Raw genomic sequence first — 18181 nt, 5'->3', positions numbered from 1 at the left:
ATCTGCCGGGGGCGTTGTGTTTTGATCTCGTGAGTATGCCGTGCCTACTCATGCTTGTGCGGTATGCCCAGCAACTCTCGCTTTGCCCGGCCGCGTTCGTATGACCACTTCTGGTAGGCATCCATGTAGGTGTAGACTACCGGTGTCAGGTAAAGGGTTACCACCTGAGACAGGATCAGTCCGCCAACAATGGCAAGACCCATGGGCTGGCGGGCCTGTGCGCCTGCTCCCAGTCCCAGTGCAATGGGCATGGCTCCGGCAATTGCTGCGATGGTAGTCATCATGATCGGGCGGAACCTTTCCAGCGATCCTTTCATTGCTGCTTCTGCCGGAGAAAGATTGTCTTTCTCCTCCGCTTCCAGCGCGAAGTCGACGACCATAATGGCGTTCTTCTTGACGATACCGATCAGCATTATGACGCCCACGATGCCGAAAAGGTCGAGGTCCTTGCCGAACAGTGTGAGTGTCAGGAGGCCGCCGATTGCCGCCGAGGGCAGGCCGGAAATGATGGTTATGGGGTGGATGGCACTTTCGTATAGAATTCCAAGAATCATATAGATGATAAAGACAGCCACACCCAGCAGGAAGAATACGCTGGACATGGATTTCTGGAATTCGTCCGCTGTTCCCTCGAAGTTTGAAACAACTGTGTCGGGCAGTTTTTCAAGGGCCAGTTTGTTGATGGCCGAGGTTGCATCACTCAGTGAGTATCCGGGTGCGATGTTGAAGGAATACGTTACCGAGGGCAGCATGCCGGTGTGGTTGACCTGCATGGGGCCCGGTTTCTCAACAAAAGTGGCGATGGTGTCCATCCTGATCAGGTCGCCGTTTTTGTTGGCGACATGAAGTTTCATCAGGTCACGCGGGTCGCGTTGGTTGTAGGGAAGTACCTGCAGTATTACCCAGTACTGGTCCGTGTCTCCGTAGATGGTGGATACTTTGCGCTCCGAATAAGCGGAGTTGAGGGTGTTCTCAATATCGTGGGCGGTGACGTTGTAGAACGAGGCCTTGTCCCGGTCGATCTTGACCCAGAGCTCAGGAGTGCTGTCCATCAGGTCTGAAGTCAGTCCGGTGAGGAAAGGAATGCCGCGCAGGTCCATCTCGAAGATGGGCGCAATGGCATAGAGTTCACTCTGGTTGGGAGCCTGCAGGGTGTACTGGTACAGGTTCTTTGTTGATTTTGCCGAGAGCCTGATCATTGGCGGGTTCTGGATCCAGCACATGATTCCCGGCTCGTTGTTGAGCTTGTACATGAGGTCCATGGCTACTTCGTCGGCGGTCATTTTTCTTTCATCCGGCGGAACCAGCATGGGAAATACGTATCCCTGGTTTTTGACCGGAGCTCCGGCAACGGTAATTACATCCTTTATGTTTTTGTCGGCCATGAGGATCGGTTCAAGCTTTTTGATATGATCCTTCATGGCAGAATAGGAAATGCCCTGCTTTGACTGTGCAAAGCCCTGACAGTAGCTCATGTCGTCCGTAGGCAGGAACCCTTTGGGGATTGCTATGAAGAAATGGATGGTCGCCAGCAGGATGAGTCCGGCTGCGACCATGGTCCAGCGCCTGTGGCGCATAACGAAGTGAAGAGAGCGGTCATACTGGCGCAGCAGGAAATCGAAGATCGGGTCGGATTCGGAGAGCTTGCTGCCCGGTTTGAGTATGCGGCTGGCCAGCATGGGAGTCATGGTCAGGGAAACTACGCCGGAAGCGAGAATCGCCACGGTGATGGTCATGGCGAATTCGTGCAGGATGCGCCCTATGATCCCGGACATGTACATGAGCGGGATGAATACTACTGCCAGTGAAAGGGTCATCGAAATAATGGTGAAGGTGATCTGCTTCGCACCTTCCAGCGCTGCATTGTATGGTTTTTTACCCATTTCAAGATGGCGCACGATGTTTTCGATCATGACCACCGCGTCGTCCACGACGAACCCTACTGAAAGAGTCAGTGCCAGCAGTGACAACGTGTCGAGCGAATATCCCATCACGAACATGATGGCAAAGGTGAAGACTATGGAAACCGGTACCGCCACCGATGCGATGAGGGTGGCTGAAAAGTTTTTCAGGAAGAAGAAGATAACGCAGATGACGAAGAATATCGCCAGCAGCAGGGTGACCTGAACATCGTCAACTGCTTCCTTGATTGGTACGGAGCGGTCGTAGAGGACCTTCATGTTGATACCGGCGGGTATCTGCTGACGGATTGTCGGCAGCATCTTGATGATGGTCTCGCAGACGTCGATGGTGTTTGAACCGGGCTGTTTCTTGATGGCGATGATGATAGCCCGCTTGCCGTTAACCCACGAACCGGATTTGTCGGACTGGATGGAGTTTATGACTTCGCCGACCTCGGAGAGCCTTACTGTCCGTCCTCCGTCGGATTCGAAAATCATGGGCATGAACTCTTCCGCGGTCTTAAGCTGGCCGGTTGATTCGATGGTTACCGATTCAAGACTGTTGTCCAGAGTTCCGACCGGTTCCTTGACGTTCTGGCTGGCTATGGCCGCGCGCACTTCGTCAATATCAATCTTGCGGGCGGCGAGCATTTCCGGGTCAACACGCACACGCACGGCCAGTTTTGATTCGCCGTAAATGTCCACCTTTGAAACACCGTTGACCATGGATATGGTGTCGGTAAGGAATGTGGTTGTGTATTCGTTGACCTTGTAAAGAGGCATAGACTCGGACCAGATGGCCATGTACAGGATCGGGTCGTCGGCAGGGTTTACTTTTTCATAGTAGGGCGGCTGGGGCATGTCCGAAGGAAGGTCTCCGCTGGCCCTCGAAATGGCCGCCTGGGTATCGGATGCTGCTCCGTCGATGTCGCGGTCGAGGTCGAACTGCAGGGTGATCTGGGTTTGTCCAAGCGAGTTCACGGAACTCATGGACCTGAGTCCGGGAGTGGACGTGAATTCCTTTTCCAGCGGAGTTGCCACCGATGAGGCCATTGTGGAAGGACTTGCACCCGGCAGAGCCGCAGTGACCTGCAGAGTGGGGAATTCAACGGACGGCAGGTAGCTGACCGGGAGGTTCAGGTAGCCCACAATCCCGAAGAATACCATGGCGATGACCACCAGTGTGGTCATTACCGGACGTTTGATGAACAGTTCGGTGATGTTCATAGCTATTCACCGTTTCCGTCATCTTTAGCCGTTTCAACTGTATGCGGATTCATGACTACCACCGGGGCACCGGGGAAAAGGCGCAACTGACCGTCGGTGATGATTGTTTCCTGATCCTTGAGTCCGGCGGTTATTATATCCACCTTTCCCGACCTTCGTTGTACTGTTACCGGGCGCATATCCACGGTGCTGTTCTGGTTCATTACCCAGACAAATTTGCCGTTCGGTCCGGTACAGGTCGCCTGCATGGGGACATGGATGGCATCCTCCCTGTACAGGTTGAGGCGGATGTTGACGTAATTGCCCGGCCAAAGCATCCTGTCCTTGTTTTCAAAGGTCGCCTGCATCCATATTGTTCCCGTATTCATATCAACATTGTTGTCGATGAAGGTCAGCTTGCCGGTTTCAGGTTCGCTTAACCCTTCGGTGATGGCGATGACTTCGAGGGTTGAGTTGGAAGCATATTTCTGTACTTCGGGCAGATATATCTGGGGCAGGTAGAAATTGACTGCAATGGGCGAAATCTTGTTGATGACAACGAGCTGGTCCTTGTTTTCCTCAATCAGGTTTCCGGCGGTCGGGTTTATGTATCCGGCGAGTCCGTCGATGGGTGATTTGATGAAACAGTAGTTCAGGTCGTTGTTTGCATCGTTGAGCTTGGCCTGAGTAACAGCGATTGCGTCACTGGCGGTATTCATGTCCAGACGCTTCTGTTCAAAGTTTTCTTCACTGACGACTTTTCTCCGGACAAGGTCGCGGTAACGGTTGTAGTCCCGCTTGGCCTGTTCGTATTTGGTGTTATCCGATGCCAGTTCCGCCTTGAGCTGCCTGATTGAAGCCTCGTAAGGCGAGGGGTCCATAGTGAAGAGCTGTTGTCCGGCTTTCACATATTCACCGTTTTTAATGAATACCTTGCTGAGGTAACCTGTAACGCGGGAGCGCACGGTGATGGTTTCTATGGGTTTTACCGTTCCGATGGCCTGCAGATAATAGGGAGTATCCTTAAGCTCGGCTTTTGTGATGCTGACAGGAGCCGGAGGAATCTGCTGTTTTTTATCCTTGTCTTCGTTACAGCCGGTCTGGAGCATGCAGATAATGCTGATGGCAATGCAGCAGAGTATCCTCTTTGTTGCGGCAGGCGGGTTGTTCTTTGTCAGGGTTGTCATCGGAAGGTCTCCTTGAGCTGGATATGTTTGATAATCATATACCCTAAAGCTTAATTTCTTTGAAGTATCTTTGTTAAACTTTATGAGGACAAAAAAGACATAAGTGTATTTATTTGTAAAATAAGTTGCAAGAAGGCCTTTAAAAAGGCACTTAGTGAAGGCTTTTTGACAAATGTTACATAGGTGCGCCAACCAGAACACATAAAAAACAGCCGAAAATATATGGAAACAGCAAATACCGTAAAGATAGATTACGTTGACGGGGTACGGTTCAGGAGAGGCGTGGTCGCCGCTGCCAGCAAACTGATCGCCAACTCCCCCCACCTCGACGCCATCAACGTTTTTCCGGTTCCTGACGGGGATACTGGGGCCAATATGGCCGGAACAATGCACAGCATTGTAAGTTCTACCGGTAAATCCGTTGAGCGTTCGCTTGAGAAGATGTCCGCAATAATTGCCGAATCCGCCCTTGACGGGGCTAAAGGCAACTCGGGTGCAATTCTTGCCCAGTTCCTTTGCGGGTTTGCCGAGGGGGTAAAGGATCTGCCCAAGGTCTCTCCGGCCGACTTCGTAAAGGCCGCATCCATGGCCGCCAAACGTTCCTGTGAAGCCATTTCCGAACCCAAGGACGGCACCATCCTGAGCGTCATCAAAGACTGGGCCGCCCATCTCCACGCTAACGGAGAAAATTACAAAGATTTCTATCATCTCCTTTCCGACTCTCTCGAATTCGCCCGCGACTCCGCCAGATCCACCACTGAAAAGCTTGCTGAACTTAAAACAGCCGGAGTCGTTGACGCCGGTGCTCAGGGGTTCGTCTATCTGCTCGAAGGTATTATGGATCTGCTCGACAGCGGAAAGATCGAGAAAAGCTTTCTTTCAAACAAGAACTCATCCCTTGAAATAAAGGGTGTGCAGGACAAGGTCGCAGTGGATAAGCTCGACTACCGTTTTTGTACCGAGTTTCTGATCAAGGGACAGGATATTGATCGCAGGGCTGTGCGTGATGCCATCAGCCATATGGGTGACAGCCTCATTGTTGCCGGTATGCCGGGATCGGTCAAAATCCACATTCATACCAATGAACCTGATGAAGTCGGTAAGATCGTTTCCGGATTCGGAAAGGTGGACAAGCGCAAGGTTGATGACATGCTGGTGCAGCACAAGCGGCTGCTCAGCGATGATGTGCGGGTAGGCATTGTTACTGACAGTACCTGCGATATTCCCGAGCATATCCAGAAGGAATACGACATCCGGGTTGTCCCGATGCGGCTTACCATTGATGATCACGAATATATTGATCAGGTCACCCTCACTTCCGGGGAATTCTACAAGATTCTGCCGGGAGCGACCAAGGCTCTTACGTCCCAGCCTTCTCCCGGAGACATGAAAAGGGCATACTCCAGTGCTTCTTCCGATTATGCTGACGTTGTATCGCTGCATGTTGCCAAGGTTCTTAGCGGAACTTACCAGAATGCGCTGATTGCCAGCAGTCCTTTTGATAATGTCTGTGCCCTTGATGCCAAACAGCTTTCTGTCGGACTCGGCCTGCCTGTCCTTGAAGCCGCCCGTGCTGCAAGGAAGGGGGCTTCAGCTGCCGAAGTGCGGCGGGTCGCGGACCGCGCTATTGCCGGGGTTAAGATTTTTGTTACTATCGACACTCTGGATTATGCCGTGCGCGGCGGTCGTATGAGCAAGGGGCAGGGCTTTGTTGCCAAGATGCTCAACATCAAGCCTATTCTGCAGTTCGCCGGAGAAGGAAAGCCCAGAGTTGTGGCCAAGTCCTTCGGGCGCAAACGTCAGGAAGATGCCTTGCTCAAAATAGTGCGTGAGAATGCGTATGGTCGCGGTAATTTCCGTTATGCCATCTCCCATGCCGATGCGCCGAAGACCGCCGAGCGCTTTGCCCGTATCCTCAAGGAAGAGTTCGGAGTGGTGCCGGAGTTCATTACCGAGGCATCACCTGTTCTTGGCCTGCATAGTGGTCCGGGTGCTTGCGCAGTTGCCTTCATTGTCGATGAATAGGCCTTCATAAAATAAAGCCGTTATCCAGCGGGCTCAGGAGTCATCCTGAGTCCGTTTTTTTATATTTGAGTTTTGTCACAGGAGATTGCCCTTGGTTGTGTGGACCAGATGTATCGGCTTATGAGGGGTTGGTAGATTGTTTGATCAATCAAGATATTTACATCATTGGCAAAAAACATGAAGAGGATCATCTGTTTAGGTAATATGCTGTAAATAATTAGTTTTATTTTTAAGCAGATCTTCCGTGGATTGACCTGGAGGGGAGTTCCAGAAAAAGAGACAGGCTTATTACTATGTTCAGTGGATAGAAACTGACGTTTTGATTAAAATTCGTACAAATAAAATTAAATCCAAATTTTATGAATAAATGTTTTCCTAATTTTGTATATTTGTCTCGCCCTGGTATTTGGATGTGTGATATTGTGCATCAATTTATCAGGCCTTGTGTTTACTGTATTGGCCTTGTCGGTAATCTGAAGGTTGTTGAGCTGTTCAATGATGTTTTTGCTCTTTGTGTACCGTGGTTCTACTGATTGTACATAAATGGAAAAATGGCTCGATTTCCTTGACTTTTCTCTGTTTTGGGCTATGAATATTGCTCACTCTTGAATTCTGGACGTTGTGACCGGGTAAATGAAAAAAAGGCTGTAAGATTATTTATCACCCGGTGTTTTGCCATGTAAAAACGGGTTTCCCAGGATTTATAAACGGTACGGTAGTTTGGAGTTAAGCATTATGGCTATGATTGAAATTAAGAATCTCCACAAGTGGTACGGGGATTTTCATGTTCTCAAAGGTATCAACGACCATGTCGACAAAGGCGAGGTCCTGGTAATATGTGGTCCCAGCGGATCCGGGAAGAGTACGTTCATCCGCTGTATCAACAGGCTTGAGGATTACCAGAAAGGCACTATAACCTTTGATGGAAAGGACATTCTTGACAACAGTGTAAACATTAATGATCTGCGGGCCGAAATCGGCATAGTTTTTCAGCAGTTCAACCTTTATCCCCACCTTTCCGTTCTCGATAACGTTACCCTTGCTCCTCTTAAAGTACGTCACATTCCCAGGGCTGAGGCTGAAGAAACCGCCTTGTATCTTCTTGAAAGGGTAGGCATCAACGATCAGGCCCATAAATATCCGGCTGAACTTTCCGGCGGTCAGCAGCAGCGCGTGGCAATTGCCCGTGCCCTGGCCATGAAGCCTAAGGCAATGCTCTTCGACGAGCCCACTTCCGCCCTTGACCCGGAAATGATCAACGAAGTTCTTAATGTTATGAAGGATCTTGCCCGTGAGGGCATGACCATGCTCTGTGTCACCCACGAAATGGGCTTTGCCCGCGAAGTGGCTGACCGTGTTATTTTCATGGATGGAGGCGAGGTTATTGAACAGGCTCCTCCGGAGCAGTTCTTCAAGAACCCGACCCATGAAAGAACAAAGCTGTTCCTGAAGGAGATTCTGTAGCTGCCAGTGGATGTTGGTGGCGAGATTACGGTAACCTTAAATAGTCCTGGAGGACCTGATGAGAAAGTTTTCTATTGTTGTTGCGTTTGCCCTGGCAATGGCTCTTTGCGCATCCGCCGCAATGGCCGACAAACTGCAGGAAGTAAAAGACCGTGGAGTGCTTATCTGCGGTGTTAAAGATGCGGTTGTGCCTTTCGGTTACATTGATGAAGATACCAAGAAGCTTGTTGGTATGGACATCGACATCTGCAACTACATCGCCAATGAACTCGGTGTTAAGGCTGAATTCAAGCCTGTTACCTCCGCAACACGCATTCCCATGATCGTTCAGGGTTCCATTGACCTCGCTGCAGCGACCATGACCCACAAAATCGCCCGTGATGACACCATTGACTTCTCCATCACCTACTTCATGGACGGTCAGAAACTGCTGGTCAAGAAAGGCTCCGGCATTAACTCCGCCGCTGACCTGAAAGGCAAGAAAGTCGGTACCGCAAAAGGTTCCACTTCCGAGCAGAACATCCTTGCTGCCCAGCCAGACTGCAGCGTTATTTCCTTCGAAGGTTATCCTCAGGCTTTCCTCGCTCTCAAGCAGGGCAAGGTTAAGGCTGTTACCACCGACTCCACCATCCTCCTCGGCCTCAAGAACTCCGATCCCAATCCCGAAAACTGGGAAATCGTCGGTGACTTCATTTCTCCCGAACCTTACGGCCTCGGTCTTCCTGAAAACGAGTCCAACTTCCGTGACGCAGTAAACGTTGCCCTCATCAAAATGTGGAAGAGCGGCGACTACAAGAAGATGTACGACAAATGGTTCGGTCCCGATACCAAGTACTACCTGCCCCTCACCTGGAACATGGAAATCTGGCCTTAATCGGTCAGCCGTCTAAGGTATCAGCGTAGATAACGGGGGGCCGGAAATCCGGTTCCCCCGAAAACAACGGATAGACATTTTGAATTATCAGTTTGATTGGAATCTGGTTCTTACCGGTAAACACGGCCAGTGGATTATCGACGGGGTTATTACGACCCTGAAGATTTCTAGCATCTCCATCGTGCTGACCCTGCTGCTCGGGACAATTATCGCGGTAATGCGCATGTCCAAGTTCAAGCCTTTCGAGTGGTTCAGCTTTGCCTTCGTGGAATTTTTCCGGAATACCCCTTTGCTTATCCAGATATTTTTCTGGTATTTCGGTTCCTATGCCATACTTCCCGAAGCCGTTAACGAGTGGCTGTACGACCATGACTTCGAATTTACCGCAGGCGTCATATCGTTGACCGTGTATACTGCCGCATTCGTAGCGGAAGAGATCCGTGCCGGGATTTATTCTATTCCTAAGAACCAGCTTGAGGCTTCCCGGGCAACCGGGCTGTCTTTCCTGCAGGCATACAGATACGTCATTCTGCCGCAGGCTTTCAGGATTATCATTCCGCCGCTCATTTCGCAGTCGCTCAACCTGATCAAGAACTCTTCGCTGGTCATGACCATCGGTGTCATGGACCTTACCTACATGGCGCGCCAGATTGAATCATATACCTTCCACGGTTTTGAGGCTTTCACGGTGGCGACCCTGATTTATCTGTGTATCTCTCTGATCGTTTCTTTTGCGATCAATATGTATAATAAGCATTTCCTGCTGCAAATTAAATACTAGGAGTGGCGTCTCGTGCAATGGGATGTAGTTTGGAACAACCTTGATTATTTTCTATGGGGAGCCTATCCCGACGGCCCTCTCGGCGGACTTGCCATAAGCATCATTCTGGCCGTACTCGGGATTTTCGGTGCCTTCTGGATCGGACTTGCAGCCGGGTTGATGCGTCTTTCCCGCAATATGTTCATCAAGGGAATTGCTGTCTTTTATATTGAAGTCATACGCGGAATTCCGCTGTTGATGCTTATATTCTGGTTTTATTTCCTGGCCCCGGTTCTTTTGGGGACTCCATTGCCGGAGTTCAGTTGCGCACTGGTTGCTTTCATCGTTTTTACGGGAGCCTATATCGGCGAAATCGTTAAAGCAGGTGTTATGGCCCTTCCCAGAGGTCAGATGGAAGCAGCACGAGGAACCGGGCTTTCACATGCTCAGGCCATGCGTTATGTTATTCTGCCGCAGGCACTCAGGAACATGATTCCTTCGTTCGTCAACCAGTTTGTATCGCTGACCAAGGATACCTCCCTTGCTTACATTATCGGTGTTAATGAGCTGACCCGTACTGCCACACAGGTGAACAACAGAACTCTGACCTCGCCGACAGAGATATTCATAGCTATCGCAGTGCTTTATTTTATTATCTGCTATGTGCTGACTTTTGCCAGTCGCAAGATGGAAGCACACCTTGCCCGATATCAGGCTCGCAATCGATAGCTCTGGTCTTTTCCAGCTTAAACTGATACTTGTGCCCCGTTTTTTCGGGGCACTTTTTTTGTATTAGGCTTATTGCAGGTTTCTTTTGACCGAATTCCCTAATTAACATAATGTTCGTTTACTGGGAGATTTGCTTTAATTTCGGAGCGGGAACGGGCGGCGGTAATTTGTTCGCAGTGGGCCCTTTTTCCGTTTCGGCAAAGACGGGAGTCGGTCATGGAGAAGATTGAAAATCTGGCTGGGTATATTGATCACACATTGCTTGACGTTTCGGCAGGTTCCGGAGCAATTGAGCAGCTCTGCCGTGAGGCCATGGAATTCGGGTTTGCCTCTGTCTGCGTCCATCCCTGCCATATCGCTCTTGCAGCGGATATTCTGGGAGGGCAGGGACCAAAGGTGTGTTCGGTCATAGGGTTCCCCTGTGGATCGAACATGACCGAGGTCAAGATGCTTGAAGCCATGAGAGCCGTGGCCAAGGGAGCGCAGGAGCTCGACATGGTGGTCAATATTTCCGCACTGAAGGCCGGAGATCGCAAGGTGTTTCTGAATGATGTCTTCATGACCGTTGAAGGGGCCGGGGAAATTCCCGTGAAGGCCATAATTGAAACCGGGCTGCTGGACGACGACGAGAAGAAGCTGGCCTGCGAACTCGCGGTCAAGGCGGGAGCTTCATTTGTAAAGACCTGTACAGGATTCGGTCCCGGAGGAGCGACCGTTGAGGATATAAGACTCATGCGCTCAATTGTCGGTGATTCAATAGGCGTCAAAGCAAGCGGCGGAATCAGAACTTTTGAACAGGCCTGTGAGCTTGTCGGTGCAGGTGCCAGCCGAATCGGAACTTCATCTTCAGTTAAAATTGTCAGGAGCTGATTCTTGTCAGGTAAAATCGAGTTGATGGCCGTGGGCAAACCCGGCGATATTGAGAAAAAGTCGTTTGAAATTATTGATTCAGAAGTACCTGAGCCTCGGAAATTCGAGGGTCTGCACTGGAAGATAGTGCGGCGTATGGTACATACAACAGCTGATTTCGAACTTATTGATCTGGTCCGCTTTCATACCCAAGCTGTAGGGCAGGGGCTGAAGGCTCTGCGAAACGGCTGCACCATAGTTACGGATACTGAAATGGCTCGTTGCGGCATACCCATGCGCCGTATGACCCCGCTTGGCTGCGAGGTGCGCTGTCTTATGAATGACCCGGAAGTAATTGCCGCCGCAAGGGAGAATGGTACAACACGGGCTCAGGCTGCCCTAGATGTCATAGCCGATTCCATGAAGCCTGCAATTCATGTTATCGGCAACGCTCCGACGGCACTTATCCGGATGATCAAACTTATTGAAGACGGCAGTCTGGATATGCCTGCCCTGGTGGTCGGTATGCCGGTCGGTTTCGTCAACGCCGCAGAATCGAAAGCCATGCTCATGGAGTATGGCAGAATTCCGTATATTTCAATTGAAGGTCGCAAGGGCGGTTCTGCACTGGCCGCCTGCGTGGTGAATGCGCTTGCCGAGGAGGTGTTGGAGGAAAAGGGGCTGAGCTGTGACTTTTGACGACATTGTTGCCGTCAAAAGGCCCTTTTCAGACGGATTGCGGTGTAAGCAGTTATAAATTTTTCTGGTCGCTACAACGGTGTGGACTTTTGCTTTTAAATGTGAATATCATGCTCTTCTCATATTTAATATATTTTTAATTTACCCTGCTTACATTTCTGGTGCGCTGAAATATGTCGGAACACAATACTGCCCGCAAACGGCCTGTATTTTCATTGAAGAAAGGGGAGAGGTCTATCTCAAGAGACCTCTCGGCCTGTCTTGTCTTTGCCCTTGCCATAATCATAGGTCTTGTCACTGCATATGAATATTTCGGCCGGTCCAAGATGCTCCGGCAGGAGTTTGAGGAAAAGGCGGACACCTATATCGATCAGCTTTCCAAGTCTGTTACATTTCCTATCTGGAACTTTGACATGGGGTCACTCAAACACGTCTGCAGCGCGTATACTCAGAATGACCAGTTCGCCAAGTTGCAGATAACCGACTTCAACGGTGACGTTCTTTTCAATTTTGTGCGTCCGGGCGAAGAGGACGACAACCCCATTGTGCGCACCCGGGACCTCTATATTGATAAAGAAAAAATTGGCACAATCAAGCTTGAACTCTCCAGCAAGGCTTACAGCCGAAATCTGGACTGGATCCTGTTTGTCTCCAGCCTTACCTTCCTTACTTCCGTAGCAGTCATCTATATCATTACCGGATTCCTGATGGATTATTTTATCCGGAACCCGCTTGCACGGCTGCGTAAAGGGATGGACAAGGTTGCCATGGGGGATTTTTCCTACCGTTTCGAGGAGTTTAACTATATTGAACTGCTCGAAATAGGTTCGCGTTTCAACCGTATGACTGAGGAAATTGCAAGCCGCGAAAGCAGTCTGGAGGAAGTCAACAAGGTCCTGCAGGCGGAAATCCTCAAGCGCGAAAAAGCTGCCAAATCGCTAATTAAAAGTGAAAAAAGGTATAGGGCTCTGGTAGAAACCACTGCGGAAGGGTTTTTCATGATAGATGACGAGCAGGTCATACTTGATGTGAACCCTGCATTCTGTAAGCTGGTCGGTGGATCTCGTGAAGAACTGCTTGGGGAGTCCGTTCTCCGGCTGCTCGGCGAATCTGCGGCGGAACGACTTTCTGACAGAAGCCGTAAGGATTACCGTTTTGAACTCGGTTTCACCAACCGGGAAGGACGTGAAGTCGATATATTTGTCAACGCAACCCATCTCCTTGAGAGCGATCTGGATACGCTCACCTTTGCTTTTATCACCGATATATCCAGCTACAAGCTGATGGAGAAGGCACTGCGGGCCTCGGAAGAGGAGTATCGTACAATTGCCGAATATACCTTTGACTGGGAGATGTGGATCGGTCCTTCCGGCACCGTTAAATATGTAAGCCCGTCATGCGAACGTATTTCCGGTTACCCCAAGGGTTATTTCATGGAAGGGCCCATGCGCGTGGAGAATATTCTGCACAAGAATGACCGTGAGTACTGGCAGGCTGCCATGAACGGAAAGTTTCTCTCCGCAGACGGTACCGACATGCGGCTTTTCCGCAGAGACGGACTTTTGCGCTGGGTTTCCCTGACCGGCCATCAGGTTTCTGCTGATGACGGCACTTCGTTGGGCCTGCGCGTATCACTGCGCGATATTACCAAGCGCAAGTTCATGGAAAAACAGCTCCAGTACGAAGCACTGCACGATCCTTTGACAGGTCTGGCCAACAGGACTCTCTGTTGTGACAGGATTCTGCAGGCGGTGGAGCGTTCCAAGCGGCGCGAAAACTATTATTACGCGGTCGTTTTCATGGATCTGGACCGCTTCAAGATTATCAACGACAGTCTCGGTCACAATATCGGAGACAAGCTGCTTGTGGAGGTTTCCAAGCGGTTACTGCAATCCATCCGTGATCTTGATACTGTTTCCCGGTTCGGCGGTGACGAATTCATTATCGTTCTGGAGGAGCTTATTTCCCCCCGTGAAGGTATCCGCATCGTCAGACGTCTCAGGGATAACCTGAGTGTTCCGCTCATGATTGACGGACACAAGATAAATGTGGCCGCCAGCTACGGCGTGCTTTTGAGTCCTACCGAGTATGAGAAGCCGGAGGAGATTATCCAGAACTCCAACGTGGCCATGCATCAGGCAAAGGAAGGCGGACGCGACCGGATCAAAGTCTTCAACCGGCGTATGCTGGATCAGGCCGTGCTGGCAATGCAGCTTGAGAGTGATCTGCGCTCTGCTATCGCAGGCAATGAATTTTTTCTTGATTATCAGCCTATCTATTCGATGAAGGATAACCGGGTTGTGGGCTTTGAGGCTCTTATTCGCTGGAACCACCCACAGCGCGGTCTGGTCATGCCCAACGACTTCATTCCAATGGCGGAAGAATCCGGGCTTATCTTTGAGCTGGGTAGCTGGGTCATCACCCAGGCCTGTCGGCAGATGAAGAGTTGGGTAAGCTCTTTTGAGAGTGCTTCAGATATGGTAATGTCCATAAATATCTCAGGACGGCAGTTCTCGCAGCCGACACTGGTGGATAATATCCTGTCCAATCTGAATGAAGTGGGGCTGCCGCCCCATAACCTCAAGGTTGAGATAACTGAAACAGCCATTATGGAACGGGCCAAGCAGGCCGTGGATATGCTGAACCGTCTCAAGGGAGCTGGAGTTCTTGTCTCCATTGATGATTTTGGAACCGGGTATTCTTCGATGAGCAATCTGCAGGAGTTTCCGCTTGATCAGCTTAAGGTGGACCTGAGTTTCGTGAGCAGGATGCGTGATTCGGTTGAAAATACCGAAATAGTAAAAGCCATAGTCAACCTTGCTCACAACCTGGGCCTGAATGTTGTGGCAGAAGGGGTTGAAAACGATGAGCAGCAGGCTATGCTGAGAGCCATGGGATGTGAATTCGGCCAGGGTTATCTTTTCTCAAGACCTGTAAGCGTAAAAACCGTTGAATCGCATTTTCGGGGAGAGTTGCAGCTTGGAACTGCTCAGGATGAATGGATAAATGATGGTTTGACAGAGTGATGGTGAATAATAAGCAGTAGTCGGGATTGCTTGTTCCGCATTTTAATCCCAAGGGGGAATTAATTTAATGCAGAAAATGTCATCGAATGAAAGAGTCTATGTAACGTAGGCTCTTTTTTTGTTGTGTTGTATGTGATTGTCCGATCAATCAGTATGCGTATGTATGAAATTATCCAATTTATATGAAGTTAAAGGTAAAGCATATTCATGTCAATTAAGTGGAAATTATTTTATAATATTAAAATAAATGTTCCAATTCCTGTTGCATGTACGGTATTACCATGCTAGGGCCGAATTTACACCTTGATTATTTTTTGGAGTAATTCAGGGTGATTTTGTCGAGGTTCGCCCGTTTATCACTGGAGAGGGAAGCGGGTGGGTTAAGTTACCCTCAACCTGGATCAGGTTATGAGTGTCAAACGCAAGGGAAATAGCACAGTTACTATTTTTCCGGACTGGTGTAAGGGCTGCGGCATATGCGTTGCCTTCTGTCCGGGAAAGGTCATGGAATTGAATGATCAGGGCAAGGCGGTGGTTGTCAGGGAGGAGGATTGCGTCAGTTGCGGCTTCTGCGAACTGCACTGCCCCGACTTCGCGATAATGGTCCGCCCTAAGGCAGAAGACGAAATCCCCGCGGTTTGCAGGGCCGTCCTTGAGAAGGCAGCCCGCAAGGCCGATACGGCTGCGGAAAAACAGAGTTCCGAAACGGACAAGGGATAAGGTGAGCTTCCATGGCCAGACCAAAGAAAAAGAGTAATAAGGAAATTTTCGCTCTGGGAAACGAGGCTGTCGTTGAAGGAGCGCTTTTGGCCGGATGTACTTTCTATGCCGGATATCCCATCACTCCTTCTTCGGAGATTATGGAGATTATGGCCCAACGCCTGCCGCAGATTCCTAACGGTGCTTTCATCCAGATGGAGGATGAAATCGGCGGTCTTGGAGCGGTAATCGGCGGTTCCCTTGCAGGACGCAAGGCTATGACGGCAACTTCCGGACCGGGATTTTCCCTTATGCAGGAACATCTCGGCTACGGCTGCATCACTGAAACACCGCTGGTAATCGTCAACGTAATGCGTGGCGGCCCCAGCACCGGACTTCCCACTTCTCCTGCGCAGGGCGATGTTCAGCAGGCCAGATGGGGGACTCATGGGGACCATTCGATAATTGTTCTTTCCGCGTCCAATGTTCAGGAGTGTCTTGATATGACCATTGAGGCCTTCAACCTTGCGGAAAAATACAGATCTCCGGTTGTTCTGCTTATCGATGAGATCACTGCTCACACGCGTGAGAAAATCATTATTCCCAATGAAGATGAATTTGAGGTATTCAACCGCATCGTTCCTACCATGCCTCCGGAATGGTATAAGCCGTATGAGGAAACCGTTCGCGGAGTACCGCCCATGCCTGCCATCGGGTCCGGTTACCGTTTTCACGTTACCGGCCTGACCCACGATGTTAATGGCTTCCCCACCTCACGTCCTGATGAGGTAAGGGATCTTAACGAACGACTCTTCCGCAAGATCGACCAGTTCCTGCACGATGTGCAGATTGTGGATGAAATTGATACCGATGACTGTGACGTCTGCGTTATCGCTTACGGGACCGTTGCTCGTTCTGCCGAACTTGCGGTCAAGCAGGCACGTGATCTCGGTGTGAAGGCCGGTTTGCTTAAGCTCTCGACCCTTTTCCCCTATCCCAGAAAGGCTACTGAAAGAGTCATGGCAAGGGCCAAGACGATTATTGTACCCGAGATGAACATGGGACAGATGTCACGGGAGGTAAAAAGGGTCAATAACGGTCAGGTAAGCGTTCGGACCATCAACAAGGTCGACGGGCAGATCATCACTCCCGCTGAAATCCTCAAAGTCTTAACACGGGTGTAGTCATGGCTGATATGAAAGGAACACAGCTCATTCATGAGTATCTGAGACACAACAAGAAGTTCCCGCACGTTTTCTGTGCCGGTTGCGGTCATGGTATCGTCCTCGGTTCACTGATCCGTTCAATCCACGGTCTGGGGCTTTCCAAGGATGAAGTCTGCGTGGTTGCCGGTATCGGCTGTTCCGGCAGGCTTGCCGTTTATGTTGATTTCAACACCGTACACACCACTCACGGGCGTGCCCTGACCTTCGCTACCGGTATCAAGATGGCAAAGCCAGGCATGCACGTGATTGTTGTCATGGGGGACGGTGATTCCATGGCAATCGGCGGAAACCACCTGATCCATGCAGCACGCAGGAACATCGGCGTTACCGCACTTATCCTCAACAACAATATTTACGGCATGACCGGCGGACAGTGCTCGCCCACAACTCCCAGCGGAGCTTTTTCCATGACCACCCCCATGGGGCAGATGGAGCAGAGCTTTGACTGCGTAGAGCTGATGAAGGCCGCCAAGGCCAATTTCGTCGCTCGCGGCAGCGTATTCCACGTCAACAAGCTGGATCAGATGATCATGGCCGGTATCAGTAACCCCGGTTTCGGCGTGGTCGAGATTCTCACCCCCTGCCATACCCAGTTCGGGCGTAAGAACAAGTACAAGAGTCCGGTGGAGATGTTCCAGATGCTTAAGCGGGACGTTATTGACATTGAGCGTTATGAAAAGCTCAGCGAGGAAGAAAAGGCCAGGAAAGTCCCTTCAGGCATCTTTGTGCAGAAGGATACTCCGGGTCTTGAAGAAAAATTCTATGAAATGGCCGCCAGATGTCAGGGAGGTGCGTAATGGCTGACATGCATCTCGACAGATTTGAAATCCGTCTTTCCGGGCTTGGCGGGCAGGGTATTCTTACTCTCGGAAAGGTCATGGGCTCCGGTCTTTCTCTTGGTCACAGCTATTTCGTGACCCAGACTCAGAGTTACGGTCCTGAGGCTCGCGGAGGCGCCAGCCGTTCCGATCTAGTGGTCAGTTCCAGTGTAATCAGTTACCCGAAAGCTGAATCGCTGGACCTGCTTATCGCACTCAGTCAGGAAGCCTGCAACATGTATTATCGTAACCTGAAACCGGGCGGACTGCTCATGATTGAGACCGATCTTGTCAAGCAGCCTCCGGTAAACCAGTTTATCGGGCTTCCTTTCACACGTCTTGCCAAGGAGAAGATCGGCCTTGCCCAGACCATGAACACAATTGTTCTGGGTGCCGCTACTTATCTGCTTCCTTTTGCCCAGCAAAGGGTAATGCGCAAGAACCTTGAGGATGTGCTTCCAGCAAAGATCCGTGAGATCAACGTGAAAGCGTTCAATCTTGGGTATCGCGAAGCAAAGAAAAACTTCGGTGACATCGAGGAACTCTGGAAATCCAGTTCCGTAGTTGTCGTTTCCGAAGATGAAGACAACTACGATTCCATCTAGCCGGACTGTCTGACCTTTCGTTCCGGAGAATATTAGCCCGTAGTACCAATCAAAGGTGCTGCGGGCTTTTCTATCAGCTATACTTCTGTTGAAATATGGGCCTGCTGGAAATG

The 18181-nt window shown here is 50.4% G+C and carries 14 protein-coding genes; 12 read left to right on the top strand and 2 right to left on the bottom strand.

Features of this window, described 5'->3' with window-relative positions; all coding sequences use genetic code 11:
* Window positions 1-44: 44 nt before the first annotated feature.
* Entirely contained in the window at window positions 45-3128 is a 3084-nt protein-coding gene (locus N7E73_RS01705; protein WP_432737071.1) for an efflux RND transporter permease subunit, read from the bottom strand.
* A gap of 2 nt (window positions 3129-3130) precedes the next feature.
* Window positions 3131-4294: an efflux RND transporter periplasmic adaptor subunit gene (locus tag N7E73_RS01700; RefSeq protein WP_432737069.1), complete on the bottom strand. Its 1164-nt coding sequence runs from the start codon at window positions 4292-4294 to the stop codon at window positions 3131-3133.
* 222 nt (window positions 4295-4516) lie between these two features.
* Here N7E73_RS01700 and N7E73_RS01695 point away from each other — a divergent pair, with 222 nt between their 5' ends.
* The 12 genes from N7E73_RS01695 to N7E73_RS01640 all read left to right on the top strand — a co-directional run bounded on the left by N7E73_RS01695 (window position 4517) and on the right by N7E73_RS01640 (window position 18068).
* A complete protein-coding gene (locus N7E73_RS01695) occupies window positions 4517-6319 on the top strand; it encodes a DegV family protein (protein ID WP_432737068.1) in 1803 nt (600 codons plus the stop codon).
* Window positions 6320-7054: 735 nt separating this feature from the next.
* Window positions 7055-7783: an amino acid ABC transporter ATP-binding protein gene (locus N7E73_RS01690; protein ID WP_432737066.1), complete on the top strand. Its 729-nt coding sequence runs from the start codon at window positions 7055-7057 to the stop codon at window positions 7781-7783.
* 58 nt (window positions 7784-7841) lie between these two features.
* Window positions 7842-8657 (top strand): ABC transporter substrate-binding protein, encoded by an 816-nt coding sequence (locus N7E73_RS01685; protein WP_432737064.1) that lies wholly within the window; start codon window positions 7842-7844, stop codon window positions 8655-8657.
* Window positions 8658-8736: 79 nt separating this feature from the next.
* Window positions 8737-9438: an amino acid ABC transporter permease gene (locus N7E73_RS01680; protein ID WP_432737062.1), complete on the top strand. Its 702-nt coding sequence runs from the start codon at window positions 8737-8739 to the stop codon at window positions 9436-9438.
* Between the two features lie 12 nt (window positions 9439-9450).
* A complete protein-coding gene (locus N7E73_RS01675) occupies window positions 9451-10146 on the top strand; it encodes an amino acid ABC transporter permease (RefSeq protein WP_432737060.1) in 696 nt (231 codons plus the stop codon).
* Window positions 10147-10362: 216 nt separating this feature from the next.
* A complete protein-coding gene (deoC, locus tag N7E73_RS01670; protein WP_432737058.1) occupies window positions 10363-11016 on the top strand; it encodes a deoxyribose-phosphate aldolase in 654 nt (217 codons plus the stop codon).
* Window positions 11017-11019: 3 nt separating this feature from the next.
* Complete coding sequence (locus N7E73_RS01665) at window positions 11020-11694, top strand: precorrin-8X methylmutase (protein WP_432737056.1); 675 nt, start codon at window positions 11020-11022, stop codon at window positions 11692-11694.
* A 173-nt stretch (window positions 11695-11867) separates the two neighbouring features.
* Entirely contained in the window at window positions 11868-14720 is a 2853-nt protein-coding gene (locus N7E73_RS01660; protein ID WP_432737054.1) for an EAL domain-containing protein, read from the top strand.
* A 408-nt stretch (window positions 14721-15128) separates the two neighbouring features.
* Entirely contained in the window at window positions 15129-15440 is a 312-nt protein-coding gene (locus N7E73_RS01655; RefSeq protein WP_432737052.1) for a 4Fe-4S dicluster domain-containing protein, read from the top strand.
* Between the two features lie 11 nt (window positions 15441-15451).
* Window positions 15452-16603, top strand: a complete 1152-nt coding sequence (locus N7E73_RS01650) for a 2-oxoacid:acceptor oxidoreductase subunit alpha (RefSeq protein ID WP_432737050.1) — start codon at window positions 15452-15454, stop codon at window positions 16601-16603.
* A gap of 2 nt (window positions 16604-16605) precedes the next feature.
* On the top strand, window positions 16606-17442 hold the full coding sequence (locus N7E73_RS01645; RefSeq protein WP_432737049.1) for a 2-oxoacid:ferredoxin oxidoreductase subunit beta: 837 nt from the start codon (window positions 16606-16608) through the stop codon (window positions 17440-17442).
* Window positions 17442-18068 (top strand): 2-oxoacid:acceptor oxidoreductase family protein, encoded by a 627-nt coding sequence (locus tag N7E73_RS01640; RefSeq protein ID WP_432737048.1) that lies wholly within the window; start codon window positions 17442-17444, stop codon window positions 18066-18068. Before N7E73_RS01645 ends, N7E73_RS01640 begins: the two co-directional genes overlap by 1 nt.
* Window positions 18069-18181 lie beyond the last annotated feature (113 nt).

Source organism: Maridesulfovibrio sp. FT414 (assembly GCF_050916235.1).
GTDB lineage: Bacteria > Desulfobacterota > Desulfovibrionia > Desulfovibrionales > Desulfovibrionaceae > Maridesulfovibrio.
This window is presented reverse-complemented; position numbering and strand designations above follow the sequence as displayed.

Bases quoted from the DNA above. Each gene is read 5' to 3' on its own strand.
- N7E73_RS01705 (WP_432737071.1), bottom strand. From the start codon at position 3,128: ATGAACATCACCGAACTGTTCATCAAACGTCCGGTAATGACCACACTG.
- N7E73_RS01700 (WP_432737069.1), bottom strand. From the start codon at position 4,294: ATGACAACCCTGACAAAGAACAACCCGCCTGCCGCAACAAAGAGGATA.
- N7E73_RS01695 (WP_432737068.1), top strand. From the start codon at position 4,517: ATGGAAACAGCAAATACCGTAAAGATAGATTACGTTGACGGGGTACGG.
- N7E73_RS01690 (WP_432737066.1), top strand. From the start codon at position 7,055: ATGGCTATGATTGAAATTAAGAATCTCCACAAGTGGTACGGGGATTTT.
- N7E73_RS01685 (WP_432737064.1), top strand. From the start codon at position 7,842: ATGAGAAAGTTTTCTATTGTTGTTGCGTTTGCCCTGGCAATGGCTCTT.
- deoC (WP_432737058.1), top strand. From the start codon at position 10,363: ATGGAGAAGATTGAAAATCTGGCTGGGTATATTGATCACACATTGCTT.
- N7E73_RS01660 (WP_432737054.1), top strand. From the start codon at position 11,868: ATGTCGGAACACAATACTGCCCGCAAACGGCCTGTATTTTCATTGAAG.
- N7E73_RS01655 (WP_432737052.1), top strand. From the start codon at position 15,129: ATGAGTGTCAAACGCAAGGGAAATAGCACAGTTACTATTTTTCCGGAC.
- N7E73_RS01650 (WP_432737050.1), top strand. From the start codon at position 15,452: ATGGCCAGACCAAAGAAAAAGAGTAATAAGGAAATTTTCGCTCTGGGA.
- N7E73_RS01645 (WP_432737049.1), top strand. From the start codon at position 16,606: ATGGCTGATATGAAAGGAACACAGCTCATTCATGAGTATCTGAGACAC.
- N7E73_RS01640 (WP_432737048.1), top strand. From the start codon at position 17,442: ATGGCTGACATGCATCTCGACAGATTTGAAATCCGTCTTTCCGGGCTT.